This window comes from Endozoicomonas sp. ALB091 (assembly GCF_049310265.1).
GTDB lineage: Bacteria > Pseudomonadota > Gammaproteobacteria > Pseudomonadales > Endozoicomonadaceae > Endozoicomonas.
Window position 1 is genome coordinate 224,852 of sequence record NZ_JBLYNQ010000017.1, and the last position, 19,998, is coordinate 244,849.

The 19,998-nt window shown below is 51.2% G+C and carries 13 protein-coding genes and 1 pseudogene; 10 read left to right on the forward strand and 4 right to left on the reverse strand.

Going from position 1 to position 19,998, the window contains the following annotated elements; all coding sequences use genetic code 11:
* Nucleotides 1-13 precede the first annotated feature (13 nt).
* Together ACO6UX_RS25000 and ACO6UX_RS25005 are read left to right on the forward strand one after the other, a co-directional pair.
* Complete coding sequence (locus ACO6UX_RS25000; protein WP_422451133.1) at nt 14-298, forward strand: zinc ribbon domain-containing protein; 285 nt, start codon at nt 14-16, stop codon at nt 296-298.
* Nucleotides 299-394: 96 nt separating this feature from the next.
* On the forward strand, nt 395-1,798 hold the full coding sequence (locus ACO6UX_RS25005) for an alpha-amylase family protein (RefSeq protein ID WP_422451103.1): 1,404 nt from the start codon (nt 395-397) through the stop codon (nt 1,796-1,798).
* A 179-nt stretch (nt 1,799-1,977) separates the two neighbouring features.
* Here the strand turns inward: ACO6UX_RS25005 and ACO6UX_RS25010 are convergent, their stop codons facing one another.
* Nucleotides 1,978-5,292: a hypothetical protein gene (locus ACO6UX_RS25010; RefSeq protein WP_422451105.1), complete on the reverse strand. Its 3,315-nt coding sequence runs from the start codon at nt 5,290-5,292 to the stop codon at nt 1,978-1,980.
* An 884-nt stretch (nt 5,293-6,176) separates the two neighbouring features.
* Here ACO6UX_RS25010 and ACO6UX_RS25015 point away from each other — a divergent pair.
* Nucleotides 6,177-6,962, forward strand: a complete 786-nt coding sequence (locus tag ACO6UX_RS25015; RefSeq protein WP_422451106.1) for a hypothetical protein — start codon at nt 6,177-6,179, stop codon at nt 6,960-6,962.
* Here ACO6UX_RS25015 and ACO6UX_RS25020 read toward each other — a convergent pair.
* Both ACO6UX_RS25020 and ACO6UX_RS25025 read right to left on the reverse strand, forming a co-directional pair.
* Nucleotides 6,944-13,264 (reverse strand): hypothetical protein, encoded by a 6,321-nt coding sequence (locus ACO6UX_RS25020; RefSeq protein ID WP_422451107.1) that lies wholly within the window; start codon nt 13,262-13,264, stop codon nt 6,944-6,946. The genes ACO6UX_RS25015 and ACO6UX_RS25020 overlap by 19 nt on opposite strands.
* A 317-nt stretch (nt 13,265-13,581) precedes the next feature.
* Nucleotides 13,582-13,800, reverse strand: a pseudogene (locus tag ACO6UX_RS25025) (transposase); the annotation flags it as partial.
* Nucleotides 13,801-14,005: 205 nt separating this feature from the next.
* On the opposite strand from ACO6UX_RS25025, the gene ACO6UX_RS25030 reads away from it, so the two are divergent.
* The 5 genes from ACO6UX_RS25030 (at nt 14,006) to ACO6UX_RS25050 (ending at nt 17,588) form a co-directional block, all read left to right on the forward strand.
* Nucleotides 14,006-14,224 carry a hypothetical protein gene (locus tag ACO6UX_RS25030; RefSeq protein WP_422451108.1) on the forward strand — a complete coding sequence of 73 codons (219 nt, stop codon included), beginning with the start codon at nt 14,006-14,008 and terminating at the stop codon, nt 14,222-14,224.
* Entirely contained in the window at nt 14,190-15,074 is an 885-nt protein-coding gene (locus tag ACO6UX_RS25035; RefSeq protein ID WP_422451110.1) for a hypothetical protein, read from the forward strand. Before ACO6UX_RS25030 ends, ACO6UX_RS25035 begins: the two co-directional genes overlap by 35 nt.
* A gap of 103 nt (nt 15,075-15,177) precedes the next feature.
* Nucleotides 15,178-16,062 carry a hypothetical protein gene (locus ACO6UX_RS25040; RefSeq protein ID WP_422451112.1) on the forward strand — a complete coding sequence of 295 codons (885 nt, stop codon included), beginning with the start codon at nt 15,178-15,180 and terminating at the stop codon, nt 16,060-16,062.
* 109 nt (nt 16,063-16,171) lie between these two features.
* The gene (locus ACO6UX_RS25045) at nt 16,172-17,065 is read left to right on the forward strand and encodes a hypothetical protein (protein WP_422451114.1); all 894 of its coding nucleotides are present in this window, start codon (nt 16,172-16,174) and stop codon (nt 17,063-17,065) included.
* Between the two features lie 103 nt (nt 17,066-17,168).
* On the forward strand, nt 17,169-17,588 hold the full coding sequence (locus tag ACO6UX_RS25050; protein WP_422451115.1) for a hypothetical protein: 420 nt from the start codon (nt 17,169-17,171) through the stop codon (nt 17,586-17,588).
* A 91-nt stretch (nt 17,589-17,679) separates the two neighbouring features.
* Here ACO6UX_RS25050 and ACO6UX_RS25055 read toward each other — a convergent pair whose 3' ends face one another.
* Complete coding sequence (locus ACO6UX_RS25055; protein ID WP_422451116.1) at nt 17,680-19,278, reverse strand: ankyrin repeat domain-containing protein; 1,599 nt, start codon at nt 19,276-19,278, stop codon at nt 17,680-17,682.
* Nucleotides 19,279-19,555: 277 nt separating this feature from the next.
* Here ACO6UX_RS25055 and ACO6UX_RS25060 point away from each other — a divergent pair, with 277 nt between their 5' ends.
* Together ACO6UX_RS25060 and ACO6UX_RS25065 are read left to right on the forward strand one after the other, a co-directional pair.
* On the forward strand, nt 19,556-19,717 hold the full coding sequence (locus ACO6UX_RS25060; RefSeq protein WP_422451118.1) for a hypothetical protein: 162 nt from the start codon (nt 19,556-19,558) through the stop codon (nt 19,715-19,717).
* A 17-nt stretch (nt 19,718-19,734) separates the two neighbouring features.
* A partial coding sequence (locus ACO6UX_RS25065; RefSeq protein ID WP_422451119.1) for an IS66 family transposase occupies nt 19,735-19,998 on the forward strand: 264 nt, incomplete at its 3' end.

Sequence of the window (19,998 nt, forward strand, 5' to 3'; positions counted from 1 at the left end):
ATGGTCATCGCTGATCACCAGGCTGGAGTACAAGGCAAAGCAGACAGGAGATCACCTGGTCAAGATTGACCAGTGGTTTCCATCGTCAAAAGCCTGTTCTTGCTGTGGCCAGAAACGAAATGAGATGCCATTGAAAGTCCGGTCATGGGTCTGTTCCTGTGGAGCAATCCACGACAGGGATATTAACGCTGCCGGAAACATTCGGCAGCAAGGCATCCTTAGATTAAAGGCGGAAGGGCATTCCGTTTCTGCTGATGGAGGCTTGCGTAAATCCGGCTTATCGCCGGTTGCAGCCTGAGAAGTCAGAAGTCTAGCCCGATAGGGCGGGTAATGTCACCCTCAAGCCTGCCTCCATTCTTCAACATTCCTTTCTCTCGACCAGGTTGGTTCCATTATGTATAAATTCATACGTCACCTCGTCTACCTTTTTCTCTTTCTCCTTATTCTTCAAGACAGTAGCGCCAACGTTATTCTTCATGCTTTCAACTGGAAGTACTCGGAAGTCAGCGAAAAAGCTGATGAGCTAAGTAAGCTGGGCTACCAGATGGTCCTGGTATCCCCGCCACTGAAAAGCACCGGTGAAGAATGGTGGGCTCGTTACCAGCCCCAGGACTATCGTGTGATAGAAAACCCTTTGGGGGACACCAATGACTTCAGGCAAATGCTTAATACCCTTAAACAGCATGATGTGGTCGTATATGCCGACATCGTCCTGAATCACATGGCCAACGAAGCTTATGAACGGGATGATCTTAATTTTCCCGGGCAAAAAATCCTTGCACAATACGCAGCCAGCCCCACAAAGTACTCCTCCCTGCGGCTTTTTGGCGACCTGGGCAAGAACCTTTTCTCTGCCTCGGACTTTAATCCTGCAACCTGCATCAATAACTATAACTCGACTTATGAGGTTCAAAACTGGCGGCTTTGTGGTGCTCCCCCGGATACCGGTCTGCCGGACCTGGTTAACAATGACTGGGTTGTTGAACAGCAACAAAACTATCTTCGGAGTTTGCGTGACATGGGGGTTAAGGGCTTCAGGATTGACGCAGCAAAGCATATGCCCCTTGAACATGTAAACCAGGTCATCACAGCTGACATCAAGCATGATATGCACATTTTTGGAGAGATCATTACCAGTGGTGGGGCGGGAAACTCTGAATACGACAGGTTTCTGAAACCTTACCTGGATGGTACAGGCTTTGCCGCTTACGATTTCCCGCTATTCAGTAGCCTGTATAATGCTTTCAAAATCGGCGGAAGCCTGAACCTTCTTGTTGATCCCCTTGCCTATGGTCAGGCTCTTCAGCCAGGAAGAGCCATTACTTTTGTTACCACCCATGACATTCCCAATAACCAGGGCTTTCGTTACCTGATCATGGACGAGGCTGATGAGCAGCTGGCCTATGCCTATATCATGGGACGTGACGGTGGCGTCCCCCTGGTGTTTTCCGATCATAACGAGAGCGGGGACAACCGCTGGGCAGAAGCGTACAGGTCCGGCAGCTTAACAGCCATGCTTGAATTCCACAGGGCCAACCAGGGGCAACCCATGAAAATAATAGGGCATGGTGACTGTTTTCTGCTGTTTAGCCGGGGAGAGTCTGACGCTACCGGGGTGGTTGGTATCAACAAGTGTGAACATGGCCAGGAATACTGGGTAAACACTCAGGAACATAAATTCTTTTGGCACCAAACTTACTTTGATGTACTGGAACCTGCTGACACATTCATAGTCAGCAGCCAATTTCACCGGCTCTACATACCGGGGCGCAAGGCAAAAATGTGGATGCGGCAGTGATGGTCTAACCTGAAAAATTTTCGCTTTTATATGCTTTGCAGCAGAGTGAAAAAAGGGCTGCGGTTCAGGCCTGTGCAATGGGGGCAGGGGACGTCTGTGAGAACCTGCCATCAAAACGGTTGGTCTGGCAACGGTTAGATCGCCCTGGTACTGACGGCTGAGCTGTGTGGTCGTGTCTTCTACAGCAACCTGCATATGTTTGCCAGTGGCGGCAGGTTAGCAGTGGGGCCCGTTGTCTTGTCATCATACTGTGGTGGCAGGAGCAAAGAGTCCCTTGCAAGCCCGGAATTGGGCACCATTTGGTAAAAAATTCTCCCTTCATGTGCACGTGACTTCACGATATAACCGCGCTCATTGAGTAGACGGGCACCCGGAGAGTCCGGCTGTCGGAGCATCTGCTCCAGTTCAGATTGTGCCGGGGTACCAACAGCGGGCAGGATAGCCTCCTGCTGGAGCCGCAACGCCTCAGTTTCCAGAGCATCACGGATGCCAGCGGAAATCCGATCTTCCAGCCCGGGTTGATCAGCCGCCACGATGATCTTATCTGCCAGGGGCATGGCTTCGGGTAACTTGATTTGTCGAAGTTCCTCTTCATTGTGCAGACTTCGATAAGCGCCACCGGAGCCGATACCCGGATCCCAGCAGTCAGGCAGCCGGGAATCTTCGCGCCTTGGGTGTTCTGCGAAGCAGGCTGAGATACCGGCTTTCTCAGCGATAACGAACCGGACCAGATCGTCCAGACACTCACGCAAACACTGGTAGGGATTCGGTGCCTGTTCAATCAGTAATCGTCGTTTATGGTTATCAACCGGGAGATGGTATTTACGGGTGAACGGATTGGTCATCTGGTGATGCCAGCCACCGGTAATGCTGGCCAGATCCCGAAAACTCAACAAAGCTGACTGGATCAGCAGGGTGAATTGCGGGTTATTGACCACGGCCAACAGTTCGATCATTTCCGGATGAAAATGGCCATCATGGATCATTTCCAGGGTGTCCATTGCGGCTGAGTCAGTTGACAGTCTGATTGTCGGAAAGTCCTCCCGGGGCGGTTTGACCCGAAGGATATCCACTATATCCCCAAAGCGCAGCACCTGGCGCAGCAGTAACTCATCCTCCGGGCATTGGTGGTCAGGGGTAAACGACGGGTTATCTACATCCATCATTTTACAATTTTTGTTTCTCAGGGCGCTGGCCACCAGAGTAACCAGCTGCCCGGGGTACTGTTGCAACCCGGTCATATCACGCTGGAACAGTTCCGCTGCCCGAAGCTCTTCAACCTCTTTATGCTCATCTTCAGCGACAGCATCGTGGTAGAGTTCGGCAATGGGCAGCAACTCCAGCAACTGGGGATGCTTAAGCAGTAACTCCCGGAATGGCTTATGAAAGTGCGGCAACACCGTTTGATCCATAAGGAATTCGGTGGCCAGCTGGGTGCGCAGGGCGTGATCCAGTCCGTGCCATTTGCGATAAAAGGGTTGTATGCCCTCCGTCAGGATGGTTTGTGCCCTGTAGGGATGGGGAAACTGGTAATAATGCTGACCGACCACCTGGGTAATTGACCCATAGCGGCTATCAGGCAGGTTTTCCCTGCTCTCAAAGGTTGGCGGGGATGCCAGAAATGTCTCCAGCCAGGCAAGCTGGTTTGCACCGTGTTCTATTGACCGGACCACAGCTGGAATAGAAAAGCAATAGGCCTTACCCAGGAACATAATAACATTATCGCTAACAGAGGATTTGCGCGTCGCTATAAGCTCTAAATGTGCACGTAACTGTTCATCACTGTAGCTCCGGGGTGATAATCGCTGTTCCAGAAATTCCCTGACTGCACCCCCGTTATCAGATCGGTTGACAACAAAGCGATAATAAAACTCTATGCCAAACAGTTCATCGACCATCTGATGAAGATGGATACTACCGAACTTCCTCCTGTAGTTGTCATGATACCTGAGCAATAGCTTCTTTAAGGTCGACAAGCGACTGATAATCTCGTCAGGATCAGTAACGGGGCCATCGTCACTTTGGCAAAGAAGTGACCACAGCATCTCGTGTCGTATGATATCGGCTTCATCTGCTGTCAGCAGATTCGCCCTGCGAAAATGTTTGGCAGATATTAACAAGGTACAGTCAGGCAAGTTCAGGGCTGGAGTGAGATGGACTCTTGTACCGTATGCGATCAGAAGACAGCACACCAACGGATTATTGTGGGAGACTCCTGAACACTCTGGTGACCCTGATAATAATGGTACAAACAATTTGTGTTTTAATAGCTCCCGACAAATAACAGCTTGTGCCGCAAAGTGGGATTTGGTTTGCTGCAGGAGGTAATCCCAGCTGAGTTTGACGCGCCGTTGTTCATAAGTATTATCTGCTCCGTCGTACAGGATTCCGGGAAAATGTTCTTTTATCGGGCATTGCCTGATCAACGCCTCCATCAATAGATTGGGTAAACCGACCGGACTTTTAACCCTGTCGTCCAGGGTTGAAAGTGCGTTCATGAATTTTGCTGAATCGTAGTGCTCAATGGCTGTCAGGAGGGCGTTGATATCAATATTCTCTTCTCCAAACTCCACAGCTACCGTGCTGACCTGCTGTGGGATATTTGCCAACAGCTTCAGGAATCGCTCACAGCCGGACTGGCTCAATAACTGGTAAAGGTTATGCTCATAACCAATGACGCTCCCATATCGGGAAAAAGCATGGGTGTGGTATTGCAGCTGTTGCACCTGTGCACGGCTGAGTGTCACCGGGGAGTGAACCACGCCCTGAAAGCTGTTGAACAGGCACAGTTTAACCGGTTCACGAAACTCACCACCGGACAGGTTACCTTTCTTTTGCTCAAGCGTCAGGATATTGCCCATAACTTCTTCAATACGACGAAAAGAAAGTTCCCTGCCAAAGTCAAGAAGATAGCCATAGTGCATGCGGTCAAAATTAATTTGACAGATAATCTCGGGATATTTGCCGGTTTTCGTACGGAATGTGGGATGCGCTTTGTGGAGTAAATAGCCATTCTTGCCAATGTGACCTGAGGATAATCTAAAAGGTGATCCGTCAAATAACGAATGCCATCTGCGTTCCCACTCATCCATTTTCGTTGTTAACACATCCCAACTGGTAATTTTCTTGATACGTTTCGAGTGCAGATGTTGGGGTTCTCCATTGGCATCTGAAGCAACATCTTGTTTAAAAGCCCAGCGCATATCGCAGCCGCGTTCAGGTTTCAGAATAGTAAGGACCCGGTCTGATCCCATCAGAAACTCATCAAAGCGCTTATGGTGAGTGGTTAGGGCATATCGGGAACCCCGGCGCAATAAACTTATCGGTCTGTATTGATTTCCGGAACCCGCTTCTTTTGACGCATTGACAACACGGACCATCATTCCGGCAAACTGACCGTTTAATGCAGTAACAGGGTGATAATTGTCACCTGCCGATTGTGATTCATTAAATACCGGTGAACCTGGGCCTGTTCCCTGCTGAGGTATGGACATATCAATGATCTCCTTGCATTTAAAATCGTATCCGACTTACATTTTATTGTTGTTTCAGAGTGTCTATTGATGTTTAAGCATGTCGTGCTGATCAAACCCGAAAGACCCTTGCCCGGTTCAATGCACTGCCTTTTGCATGGGGGCACCATAACGTAATCTGAATTCAAGCGAATATAAGCATCAGACAAAAAAAATACCGAAAGGTTCTTTAAAATCCGGAGCCAGGCAGGTCAGGCGGACGAACCCGGATATCTAATTCCCTGATTTTTGCGACGCTGTATTCTTTGCTCCCTGGAACGTTTCTTTTCTCGCTCTGCGAAAGCGGGATCATTCTGGTAACGCGCCTTTTGGCGCTCACTTCTGAGCTTGTTTTGGCGCTTCATTATTGAAGGGGGAGCTTCAACTATTTTTTTTGCCTGGATGTTATCACTTGAAGTCTGGTTCAGGTTTAGTGGGGTTATTGCAGTAGCTGGTGGTGACATTTGTGGTTCAGAGACTTCGTCAGGAAGGTTGATTAATAGATAAACCGGATTCAAATGGTACGTTTGTGTTGCCTTACTGGTCTCAGGCTGACACGTGGGTAAGAAGATCTGCTGATTAAAAGAAATGTCTGGTGTTGACGGTAGCGTATACTTGATGGACTTATCACTGGAGTTCTCCAATGTATATTGATCAGAAACTGGTTTTGATCTGTCAGGATTATCTATGCCGAAACTTTCTTCTGACTACAAATGCAGGTTAAGGTGACGCCAACAACATCAGGACCATTGGGCTGTTTTGCCAGCCCGCCCCCTCCGGCTCTGCCGGAAATAAAGGTACAGGCTGTCACCGAAAAGCACTTGTTCAGTGTTGATGACGAGAGATTCAGGCCTCTGAAAGCGCTCATGGACAGCAAAAATATAAAGTCTCTGTTCATCCGCGAACTGAAACAATTGTCAGACAGAGTGATCACGGTCTTTCCTCCACAGGAATTTCTGTACATCGGGATAGGCCGAAGCCCGGCAACGGTCATTGCAGAGCTTCAGGGGCGGTTAGGAAAAGACGCGGCATGCAATATACCGCTTTCCGATTTTCAGTTTCTGGAAACCTGTAAAAAGGGCAGGGTTGGATTTAAACAAAAGATGACTCCTGAACAACAGAAGGCTCTTTTTCATCATTTTGATAAGGTTCTTGGGTCGCTAGCCAGCAATCGAAAAGTGCTGATTATTGATTATGTCTGGTCAGGATGCACACTCTTGTCAGCCACCTATTTTTTTCATCAGTATTTTCGAGAAAAAGACTCAGCCATGGTCGTGAGTCTGGCGACGGGCAACAGCGAGAGAAAGGTGCATGCCCTGGCACTGGGCGACTGTCTGATATTACCAAAAGATATTACTTCCTACGGTGCGAATCTGATGCAGGCAATCCAGCCGGTAGTTCCCGCCGGGTGCTATGACCAATGGGAATACGGCGATGGTTTTGAACACACCCTGCATTGTTCCCATGCCAAACCGCTTGCCGAGTACACCCAGCGGGTCACAGTAGCTGACCTGGCCAGGGGCAAGGCGGAAAATTTATGCCGCAACCCGCTCTACGATCTGCTGGTTGACTACTTGCGCGCCGAAGATCATGAGGCGGTACCAGCAGCACTGTTTACTGAGTGGGTTCTGTATCATGAATTTGCACCTTGATGGGCTGGAACTGAATGTTCATGCTGGTCAGATGTCTCGATAGCATGGTCTGCCCGGGTAATCTGAGCCATCAGTTGTTCATGCAGCCCGGCAGGACCGTGCACTCTGAATATACGCATCAGTTTTCTCAGGAAGATTTCAGTGGCTTGTCGTTTTTCCAGAGATAGTCCTTCGAGGTTATCAATACCTTTCATAAAGCATTCAATGGACTTGCCGGACTGCTCAACACTGAGAGACTCCGACACGGTTATCCATAGGCTTTTGGCCTCATTGATCAGAAAATCATTACTAAAGCTGGCGAGTGCCTGAACATTATCTTCTGGCCATTCCCGGATTCTTTTAGCAACATTGAACAGCAACAGGTCGGTGGGGTAGAGCCCTTCATAATCGGCCTTGGTCAAGAGTGTTTTTAACAAGTGTTCCCGATCCAGGGCGATCCGGTTTTGCAGGCAATCGGAAGGATAGTCTGCATCGAGATCCTGCCTATTACTGACATTATTGAGCAGTTGCAGCAGGGATTTAAGCAGGGCTGGCTTTGCCAGTTGCGCTATCAGGTGCAGAAGGTTTCTGTTATCACCGGAAGGGTTGGCTGTCAGCAACCGATTAAAGGAACCCAGGTCGAGGTACTGGGTTTCTTCAAGGCATTTGATCATTGTTTCGCAAGCCCTGTTGCGCTCTTTTGCTGCTGCGAAAATCAGCGCGCTGGATGGCTTGCCGTCATCATCCTGCCCAAGCAGTTTCCATGATGAGATTCTGCCGTTTTTATACAGTGACTCCAGTAAGGGGAATGCCCCCGAGACATTAATAATCTGGAACGGCAGGTTGTCCGTTGACCGCCACTGGCAGTGGCGCTCATCGATACCTGGCCAGGGAGGCTCAATGATATCCGTATATTTGCAGGGAACGTGCTTTTCCTGAGCTTTACAGTCCTCAACAATTTCTTCAATAACGCTGGCAGTATCTTTGTTTTCACGGAGATATTGACACAACACCCGCTGCATAGCGCGCTCTTTTGTCAAGTGATGTCCATTTTCAAAGGCTCTGCTGAACAGTGCCAGCTCGGCGGCTTTTGTGGTTTTTTTCTGAGCCTCAAGCTCTGGCTTCAGGCTGGCTTCCAGTTGTGCAACCGCTGCCCTGACCCGCGCTGAATTTTTAGCAATGGTGTTTCGCGTTGCCTGAATTTGTTGTTGTAATTCCGCCATTTTGTTTTCTATATCATCAATGGATACCAGACTTTCCAGCTCCATTAAATCGACGACATCCGGAAGGATTTCCGGGTCGATATGGCGAGACTGACATTTCCCTGCAAACTCCAGCCATTGCATATCTTCTTGATATCTTTCATGGTTTCTTTTGTTTTGCAATCCCTTTGAATACAGCGTTGAAGTTGCCTGGTGCTGGGCACTGCTGGCATAGCTCAAGCCGTGATAATCATCTCTGTTATCATAGGCAATAAGTGCATCAGCGTAGGAATACGCCCGGTCTTCAATCATTATCTCGCAATGCATTCGGTTTTCTAACAGATGAAACAGTTCTTCCTTACCTTCTTGTAACTTCCTGACCATTTTGTTGTACACCTTTCCCATTGCGACCAGGATTGTGTTTTCTCTCTCAATCTGTTTTCTTAGACGGTTAATCTTTCCGATATTCTTTTCCTTGAGTATATCCATAGTCTCAAACACGTTGAAGCCGAAGTTTTGGTGTCTGCTAAAAAATTTGCGGGAGCGGTTGCTCGCGGCCGTTTTCAGCGGCTGGCTGTTTGCTCCCATACCGATCAAGTCGAACAGACTGGCACCGGCAGGTAATGCCGACTCCAAAGGAGCTGACTCAATGACTTCCTGCAATTGCTGTTGTTGTTGTTTGCTCAGGGGCTCCGTATCAATACCGGAATGTTTTGCAGTATGAGCCTGTGCCATCGACTCCAATGTTGATAGCAGAGTTTGGTTATGCTGGTAATCAATCCCATGCAACGGGTGTAACTCACACCTTTCCTGCTCGCTCCGCAAGCTGGACATGCTATGGTCATGCCTTTCACGGGTCCGGTACAGAGCTTTTTGTTGCTCAAGATCAGGTGTGCTGTACATGGGGTCTTCGTGTTGCAGAAAGTCCAGTGTGTGCTGTAATGATCGATATTTATTAAGCTGAGCCCGAGCACTGTCACTCCATGTCTGGCCCACCTCGACAATACGTTGGGCCAGTAGCTCAGGCTGTTGACTGAACTCACAGATGTCTCGATGAAACAGAGCCCTGCTGACTGGCCCTGATGTAATGTATCGGGTTCTTAATGCAGAAACAGTGTCCAGCAGTTTCCGGTCCTCCGGGGATAGTTCAGGGTTTTCAGGCCCACAAATGAACGCGTTTATCTGTTCCTGCAGCGCCTGTGGGGGAGTGAACTGGTGTATTTTCGAGAGATGTTTCAGCGTATTTCTGGTTTCAATCCACTGGTTATGGATGGACGCTATCTCATGGGTTGATTGCCACTGGCTGTGTTCCTGTTGTACCCGGTGGAATTGATCACACAACGCAATAATCTGCTGTAGGGTTTCGTCCTCATTTTGAATGGGGCGATCGGCCCTGATCGTGCTGTTGGCAAACTGTTCCAGCCGATCTATTCCGGCTTTAGTAGCCTCTTTCTCGGTAATCAGACCATCGTCATTGATTTGATTGAGCCAGGTGCCAATCAGTGGGATAAGTGCCTTGAGTTGGTCGTACAGGTAGCATCTGGACAGCTGGGCTCTATCCTCATGGGGGTTCTGGTCAGACATTGCCATGTCAGAATCAATACCGGAAGCGTCGCAGGCTTTCGGTGTTGTTCTACTAACGCGCTCTTCAGGAAGAAACTGCTGACAAAGTCCGGAAGCGACTTTAATCAGGTCTTTGATGGCCAGGCTAAGGTCTTTCTGGTAGGCAGGCTGGTGATGGGCCGTTAATATCTGTTGCTGCTGCTTCAGGCTGCTTAATTCCCACCGTTGCTCCATTCTTCTTTCTACTTTATTGATCATCTGGTCAATTATGTGTGGGTAGTCATCAGAGGGCTGCTTCGATGGACGGATGGATTCAAAGACGGAATCCATTATTTGCTGATAGCTGCAACTGCGATCACTTTGCCAGAAAGCGGCTTTCACCGACTGCCGGATCCTGTTCCCCAGTAAACCGTCAGGTTGGCACCACTCGTTTTTGAAAAGCTCACTCATTTGCAGCTTTAGTTTATTGGATTCACTGTTAGCGTAGCGACCGTAATAGTCATTGGCGAACCGGAGAGAACGGCTTCTGGATTGAATGATATACAGCGTTTTGATGAAACTCCTGAATGGGTTGTCTGTTGGGTGTAAATCGGCAAATAACTGAAAGGCCGTCAGCTCCAGCAGCTGTTTGCGCATGTTAGTGTCAGGCAGCCCGGGGAGGAGGGATTCTATATGCTGTAACAGAGAGCATAATGTCTGGTTTGATGCCCGGCCCTGAAAATGGGTGATGATGGCCTTGAGGTTAAGGCCTGGCTCTGTGGTTTCTGCCACTGCCAACAGTTCCCTGATAACGTCCATAGTCTCCCGTTCTGCAGCGGGGAGTTCGGTGATGCTGGCAGAAGAGTCTTCTGTTTTTCGCGCTTTTCGGGGGACAGACTCGGTGGAGGAGTGGATAGTGAGTGGCCTTTTCAGTGACGTTTGTACATTGTCACTGCCCGGGAAAACAGCGCTGTCGTTTTCTCTGCTCGCCTGCTGAATAACCGGCAGCACTTCGGTGTTGAAAACCTGGTAGACATAGGAAATTTGACTTTTATCCTGAGCGCTCCCGGTAAACAAGAAGGTGATGGGTAACTCCATTTTTAGCCAGTCAACCGGTTGTGTCAGGTCGGTTGATCGGGTCGATAGCAGAAAATCCTCCCGTAGTTTTTGTTCGTCGCGCCCCATTCGTTCAATCCTCCGCTGACGTGAATCGTCTTCAAGTCTTACTGAAGGAATACGAAAGTGTTTGTCCCTGGGCAGAAGCAGATGATGTGGATCAAGTGTGACAGCATGGTCACTGGTCAGCAGATAGTCGGGAACGCTAAGATAGTTCTCTGCTGAAATGGTGTTGTTGCCATAAGGTTCTCTGTCGTCGTAAATACGGCCCCGGTCCCCCATGTCGGACAGTTTTACCCAGCGTTCACCGTCGTCGCTGTCTTTTGCATAGGGCCGGTAACGTCCACAGGTGCGCTGTACGGCTTGAAACCCTTCCACGTCGATATCGTCGTCGTAGCTGCCGTCTGAATCTTGCGAGTCATGTTTATAGGCGCGCAGCGCGGCTCGCAACTCTCCCAGGTCGCTATCGTAGCCGTAGCTATCATCTGAATCTGGCAGGTAAGGCTTATGACCGGGTATTACGGCTTGCGACCTTTCCGGGTCGCTATCGTAGCTGTAGCTATCATCTGAATCTGGCAGGTAAGGAATATCATCGGATTCGGCTTGCGACCTTTCCAGGTCGCTATCATCTGAATCTTCCAGGTAAGGATTACAGGCGGGTATTACGGGTTGGGACCATTCCTGGTCGCTATCGTCGTTGTATCTCTTATCTGAATCTAGCCGGGCAGGTTCATAGGGACGCAATCCGGCTTGCAACTCTTGCGGGTCGCTATTAGCGTCGTAGCTATTGTCGTCGCAGCTATCGTCGCAGCTATTATCGTCGCGGCTGGTATCTGAATCTTGCTGGTCAGGATTATGGGCGGGTGTTGCGCCTTGTGACCTTTCCTGATCGCTAACATAGTCGAAGTAATAACCTGTATCTTGCTGCTCAAGTTCATTGGTGGGCAGTACGGCCTGCAACCCCTCATTATGATGGTCAATAAGGGTTTGGGCCTTATTCACGGCCTCCAAAGGCACTGATAACCCATCCGTTGATGCCATCATTACGATGCACTGCGCCATTCTCAGCTGGAGGGTTTTAATCAGGCAATTAACCGATTGTTCTTTGGACTTCTTTACGGCTTCAGTAACATGTTGGTCAATGGAATAGGTCAGGATCAGTTGGGTTTTGTACATTTTTATTAGAATATCCTGACCAACGCTCTCTGTTGCCAGTAGATTTTTCAGCAGGGACTGGTCTCTGAATTTAAGCAATGTATAGATAATGCCCAGGCGGTTTTCTGCACTGACTGACGGGGTGAGGTCGCAGAGCAGTGTGGCAAACAGCTCAACGACGTCAGACAGTTGTTGTGGGCTGGCATCATTAATGGCCTTATCAATTCCCTTTTTTAGCCGCTGCACACAAGGGTTGTCCGTTTCATGGCCACTGAGCAGAGGCTCTTTATAGATGCAGAGTTTCTCCAGCCCGGTCCTTCTCAGGTCTGGTAATTTTGTGTAAAGCTTGCTGGTAACCATACTTTGCAGCCAGGTCAGTTGCTGGCTGCTGAGTTTGCTGCCTTTCAGATGGTGTTGTGATAGCCAGCAAAAAAGTGGTTTCAGCAGGGTAAAGCCGGGATGGACGGTTAATTTCAGCGTTGGAATCAGGGCGGTCAGTGCCGTGCACTCTTTTCCGGTGGCAGGTGACAAACCGGGCTCTGTGTTGAGAGCCCGGGCAATGTGCTGCCTGATGGCTGAGTCCTGAATTTTCAGAACCTTCAACAGTACCCTCTGCCAGTGAGCCATGGCTACTGCTTTTCTTTTTTGCACATGATCCAGAATAACACCCGGGTCTTTACCTGCGGTTTTTCCGAAAGGGGTTAGACGATCATGCAGCTCGCGGAATGTCTCATCACCGAGATCCTCCCGGGTAAAGTGATGCAGGCCAATACTTATGGTCTGTGGCTGACCATTGATTTTTATCTGCGCTGAGGCGGGTTGCTCACCTGCCAGGCGATGCAGCTCCTGTAGTTTATACCCCTGTTTGATCCGGCTTATCAGTTCCAGTAACAATCCGGTCTGAAGATGTGACGGGTGATCTGAGGCTTTGAACATCTCCTCCCGGTTCATTTTTCTTAAATAGGGGGTGAACTCAAGGGCTGGTAACAAATGGGTCAGGACAGACGTTTGCGACATCCCTGTTGTTGACATTAACGACGGAATGAGTTGTTCAAAAAGACGGTTTTTTTCAGAGGTCTGTTTGTAATCAATCTTGGTCAGCTGGTGAAGATGCACTCGGTCGGCAATGGTTTTTTCCGGAACCCTTCTTGTGACATAGCCTGATACATGGTCTGTGGAAATAACAGGAATCTGTTTTCTGGTTGTCTGAGTGCTGCAGTGCGGGGTACCCGGGCTCAGCTTGTCTGATTGTGATGAAATTGTTAAATCAAGAAACTGTGGACTTAATGTGGTGTTGAGTGGATCCATACTGCTGCTCTTAATGCTAATTGTCTGTTTTGATCACAAAGACCGGCGAAGTACCATGTGGTTGATCAGATGTATTAATAGCTTTCGTACAAAGCCCGGTAATCAGAAGCAGCCCCGGAGGACAACCGTACGACAAATTACGGAAAACTGGCTCAGCAAGTATCCCATTAGTTCATCCAGTTAAGTAAAAGTTCCCGCGTTATATTTTTTCCTGTAAAGGTTGGTCTAACGAACTGATATTGACAATGGCCGGATGATGATGGAGTTCAACGGCCGGGAGATAAAATCAGGGTCTTATATGGTCCGCCCCGCTTTGCAAGGAAAAGTTTTCCATCGTGTATCAACAGGGTTCGCAGGTAGGTATCGCCCCGTTTACTGATCCCCAGCAACGTGGGCACGCCACCGGTTGATTGCTGCTTTGGCACCAAGCCCAGCCAGGCAGCCATTTCCCTGCCATTTTTAAATGCTGATATATCTCCAATCGCAGCAAACAGTGCTGTAGCACTGAGTAACCCAATGCCGGGTATGGTTAGCAAAAGTTTGCAAGCTTCAATGCCGATAACGCATTGAGGCAGGTTAGCCATAAAGGGCAAGAGTTCCTTGCGGTTAAGTTTCTTTTTGAGAGCCACATGACCTTTGGCATCAACTCCATGTAACTGGAAACTCTTTTTGCTCAGTTCAATTCCGAGAAAAACAACCTGACCCCAGCTTTTTCTTAGCACGGATGAGCAGGTCGCGTTTATGGAAAAGCTGCTGGCCGCGCACAAAACGCTGATCCAGGCGGAGGCGGACATTACCACGGCCCGGTTAGGCATTATCGGGCAGTGTTCGGATGATAAACGGCCATTGCTGAATGTCTGGCTGAAACAGGTAGCGGCGTTGCCGGTACTGGCCCCCAAACCACACCCGGAAAAGGATACTCCCAGTGAACCCCACAGCCGCAGCGACACAGGCCATTGAGCGCTACCTGGCGGACAATCCCGACAATGAGCCGCTGAACGCCCTTGGCATGACGGCGGACGGGCGGATTGTGCGCCTGGCAGAGCAGGAGGAGAGCCAGCGGCCGACACTGCGCAAGGGGTTTGAACGCCAGCTCAGGGCTTTGATGCCCCGGGAGATAGGCAGGAAGAGCAGGCAGCGGATGATCAAAAAAACGCTAGGCACTGATGTACAAACCTTGGGTGGGCACATAGAGGAGCTCTGGCGGGACCGGCAGATCCGAAACCGGCTGTTGGAGTTGGAGACGAAGTATGCCAGTGAATTGGTTAAACTCGATAAGCTGACTTCAACTCACATCACCCCCACCGGGTATGCGAACACTGAAGGCAAGAACCAACCGGGCGAGCCTCTCGCCGAATATATTTTTATCAACGAGTTCACCCAACGCCACTGGACATTCATAGACAACGCCAAGACCGGGGCTGTTAATCGCAAAGATTTCTATATGAGCAATGTGATAGCCCGGCAGTACAAGCTGAGTTTTGACACGTCCGAGTGGCTACTGGAACTGCCTGAGATCATTGAGCGGGATTCGATAACGAATAAGAAAACTATCGAGACTCTGAAACAACATCAAGACGATTACTCTTCGGATGATTTTCGAACGGCCTTCCTGGAAACGACGGACAACGGCAAGAGCACGGACAGAGTTGCACGGGACCTTGGACTGATTATTGGATCGATCACTGTTACTTATGAGGGACAGCCAGTGGACAGGATTGCGGACCCGATTGACATCGAGCAGGCGCATAAAAAGTTTTGCGTGCAAGTCCATGTCAGACCGGACCCGGCGGTGTACGACGTTCCATGAAGTGGCTGATCGCAGGGTCGGACACGGCCCGATGCCTGGCTGAAACAGGTAGCGGCGTTGCCGGTACTGGCCCCCAAACCACACCCGGAAAAGGATACTCCCAGTGAACCCCACAGCCGCAGCGACACAGGCCATTGAGCGCTACCTGGCGGACAATCCCGACAATGAGCCGCTGAACGCCCTTGGCATGACGGCGGACGGGCGGATTGTGCGCCTGGCAGAGCAGGAGGCGGGTCAGCGGCCGACACTGCGCCAGGTGTTTGAGCACCAGCTTGGGGCTTTGATGCCTCAGGAGGTCAGCCTGACGGACAGGTACAGGATGATCAAGAACACGCTAGCCACTGTACAAACCCTGGGGGATTACCAGAAGAGGATCTGGCGGGACCGGCAGATCCGGGACCGCCTGGCCACTTTGAAGACTGATTATGCCGATAAATTTGCCGTCATAAACAAACAGACCAGGACGGTATATGACAGTCTTGGCAATATCATGACCAGGGGGAGCGGGGTGCTTGAGGATGGTACCGATTGGGATTGCGATTTTGAGAATAAATTAACCCGGACGCACTGGGAATTCAAACGCAATTATAAAACAGGCAAGGCTGCCAAACATGTCTTTTACATGAGCAACTTGATTGTTCACCAGTTTGAACAGACTGCCCGCCATGAGAGCTGGCTATTGGAACTGCCGACCATCATAGAACGATGTGGGATCACAAATGAACAAACCGTGGAGTGCCTGGTTGAGCATAAAGACAGGTTTGATTCCGACACCTTCGTGAAAGCCTTCCTGGAAACGACTGTGAATGGCAAGAGCACAGTCAGAGTGGCGCAAGACCTGGGACTAATGATTTGTGGCCTGAATGTTTTTTTTGACACCAGGCCAGTTGAGCGGATTGATTGGGATATTGATCCCGATGAGGCCTCAGGAGATTTTAGTGTGCAAGTTCATGTCAGTCCGGACCCGAAGGTGTACGGCGCACCATGAAGTGGGTGAACCATGTTCTGATTGCCGGGTCGGTCACGGCCCAATGCCTGGCTGAAACAGGTAGCGGCGTTGCCGGTACTGGCCCCACACCCGGAAAAGGATAACCCCAGTGAACCCCACAACAGCAGCGACGGAAGCAACGACACAGGCCATTGAGCGCTACCTGGCGGACAACCCCGGCAATGAGCCACTGAACGCCCTTGGCATGACGGCGGACGGGCGGATTGTGCGGTTGGCAGAGCAGGATGAACACCAGCGCCTGGCACTGCAGCAGGCACTTGAGCGCCAGCTTGAGGCGCTGATCCCCCCCAGGGAGGACAAGGCTTTGTGGGACTGGATTGTTGAGGATACGGCCATCACGGAATACCAAACCCTGGAAAACGTCTATACCGGCATCCGCAGAGACCGCAAGATACGGGAAAAATTGCAGGATTCACTCAGCAAACAGGCCGACAAGCTGGAAACAATGCATGCCTTAACGACAACGACGGATTACTACGGCCAGACACGCACCTGTGGGGAAGGGATCACCAACGGACACCCCTGGAAATACCGCTTTTGCAATGAATTCACCCAGAAACACTGGAAGTTCAAGAACAACGTGAAGGAAGGCAACATTAACCCGCACGATATCTATATGAGCACGGTGATTGCCTGGCAGTACCAATGGGCGTTTAAAAAAAAGGGCTGGCCATTGGAATTGCCAAGCACCATTGAGCGATGCGGCATATCGAACCCGGGCACCAATAAGGTGCTGATCGATCATCGGGCAGACTACGGTAGCGAGGCCTTTTGCAAAGCGTTCCTGGAAACGACGGACAACGGCAAAAGCACTGCCAGAGTGGCACAAGCGCTGGGCCTGAAGATTGACCGCCTTGCGGTGCTGTATATGGGCAAGGAAACCGGCAGCATTGATGATCCGCTTGAGTATGACCCGGATCATGTGCCGTTTTCCGTGGTTATACACGTGAGCCCGGACCCGGCGGTGTACGACGCACCATGAAGTGGGTGAACCATGTTCTGATTGCCGGGTCGGTCACGGCCGTTTATGACGTACGACTGGTGCCGCCGACCATTATCGGGACCACTGCGCGGGACTGGATGCAGTGGGTGCTGAAGTTTGTTGGCAGGCCGGTAAAGCACCGGACGGTGGCCCACTATCTGAGCGTGTGGTCGCTGGCGTGGCAGGCCGGGATTTTCCTTCTGCCGGACAATGGCTTAGCACGGTTCTTACAGCGGTTTGTTGGGGTGGGGTGACGCATATTCTGACCGATGCCATGACGGTGTCTGGTGTGCCGTTGTCGTCTTATTCTGACCGGAGATTCCACCTGTTCGGCGGACGTTTCAGAACCGTGGAGCCTGTGGAGTATGGGATCAGCGCTTGTGTGCTATTTGTCTGTATTGGCCTGATGAACTTGATGCCCAGTGGTAGCTGGACACCGTTTTTCTATGACTGGGCGGGGTATTATGAGAGCGGCGTGATTGATGGGTATGAGTGTCGGGTGAATCGGTTCAGGATTTTTTGAACCGCAATGGGTGACGGCTCCCACAGATAAAACCTGAAGCAAAATTCGGCAGGTAAACAAGACTCTCTTGATTAAAACTGCGGGTAGAGAGTCACAGCCTGGTTTCCTCAATGCCCGGCATTAAGGCGACAGTCTCATTCACCGCTATTGTCCTTGGCAGTTTGACGGCTCTCCTTTTTTCTTGAAGGAGGCATTCCAGGCGGCGTTCCGTAACTAGATGGCCGCTCTTGCCTGCAGCCTTCAAAGGCGACCTGGCGAAGCACCATTTAAAGACCCGGTATTTCCCGAGAAAGCAAAGAGCCCATTTCTGTTCCGGGTCAGCGCCCTGTTCAAGCAAAAAATTCAGAACCGCGCCGTACCCGTTCTGGGCAGCGATGAAGAGGGCGGTCGCTCCATCCTTGCAAGCGGCCGACAGGAACGCCCTGACCGCCGTGGACTTGTCCGCCTCCGGCAGGCTTTCAACGGCCTCGTTGAGCGCCCCGACCAGGTATTTCACGACGCCGAGATGCCCGTTCTGGGCAGCGATGTAGAGGGCAGTCGCTCCGTCCTGGCAAGCGGCCGACAGGAACGCCCTGACCGCCCTGGACTTGTCCGCCTCCGGCAGGGTTTTCACGGCCTCGTTGAGCGCCCCGACCAGGTATTTCACGACGCCGAGATGCCCGTTCTCGGCTGCGATGTAGAGGGCAGTCGCTCCGTCCTGGCAAGCACTCGACAGGAACGCCCTGACCGCCCTGGACTTGTCCGCCTCCGGCAGGGTTTTCACGGCCTCGTTGAGCGCCTCGATCAGGTATTTCACCACGCCGAGATGCCCGTTCTGGGCAGCGATGTAGAGGGCAGTCGCTCCGCCTTTACACGCGGCCGACAGGAACCTCCTGACCGCCGTGGACTTGTCCGCCTCCGGCAGGTTTCCCACGGCCTCGTTAAGCGCCTCGCTCAGGTATTTCACCACGCCGAGATGCCCGTTCTGGGCAGCGATGTAGAGGGCAGTCGTCCCGCCTTTGCAAGCGGCCGATAGGAACCGCTTGACGGCCGTGGACTTATCCGCCTCTGGCAGGGTTACCACGGCCTCGTTAAGCGCCTCGCTCAGGTATTTTACGACGTCAAGATGACCGTTCTGGGCAGCGATTAAGAAGGCGGTCGCTCCGTTTTCGCAAGCACTCGACAGGAACACCCTGAGCGCCGTGGACTTGTCCGCCTCTGGCAGGTTTCCCACGGCCTCGTTGAGCGCCTTGATCAGGCATTTTGCGACGTTGAGATGCCCGTTCTGGGCAGCGATGTAGAGGGCGGTTGCTCCGTCCCGGCAAGCGGCCGACAGGAATCGCCTGGCGGCCATGGACTTGTCCGCCTCTGGCAGGGTTCCTACGGCCTCTCTGATAGCCCCGATCAGGCATTTCGCGACGGCGAGATGCCCGTATTGGGCAGCGATGAAGAGCGGATACACCTGCCAGGCAGGATTAGCAACTTTCGTCAGGAATGATCTGTTCACCAGAGCCGGATCGTTCGCCAGCAACTCTTGAACCCAGGGAAGATTATTGCCGCGACAGGCCGCCAGTATCGGAGCCTCACCGTTTGGATTTGATCTGTCGTCATCGACAGCACTGGCAAAGGAAGGCGCAGCACTCGGCCCCGATAAGGGGGCGTGTTGAGCGGTTATCCGGAAGGTAGAAAATCGACTCCTGAGAGCATCCATAAACTGACAACTCGATAAGATACGAAAATGGAATTATAGGTGTTCAATCGTTTTTGTCTTTTTTTTCTCGCGTGAAGAAAGGGTCAGGGACGCCAGGGTGGGTGCAGTTTGCAGTCTGCGGAGCGCTGGAGTGCCGGAGCGGGCTGCAAACTGCATCGGCCAGGGAAGGCCGTCTGTCCGCCGGTACGATGGCAGGGATCAGGGAAAGACAAAAATCAGGGTCATCATTTTGCATAACACGTGTCGTTTATGGTGATAAACAATATATTTTTACACAATGAAAGACCTGCCCCCAGCTTTTCTGACCCCAGCTTTTCAGGAACGTATTGAGCTGCCCCCGGAAGAGAAGCAGGGTGCCCTTGAGACCTTCTTCACCAGAGTCCGGGAAGAGCTGGATATCATTCCCAAACCCGCAGTGACCGTTAGCATGCTGGCCTGAATCATCATTGCCAAATATTGCGATGCCTGGCCGGCCGCACCCTGCCATTGTTCCGGCAGGAAAAAATACTGGCACGCTATGGCGGCTCCATTACCCGGACGACCATGGCCAACTGGCTGATCCGGTTGTCCCTGCAACTGCAGTCCCTGATCAACCTGATGGCAGACCATCAGCGGGTCGGCCACATCATGAATGCTGATGAAACCCGGATCCAGGTACTCAAGGAACTCAGCAAGGCCATCCACTCGGATAAGTACATGTGGGTGGCCCACCAAGGCAAC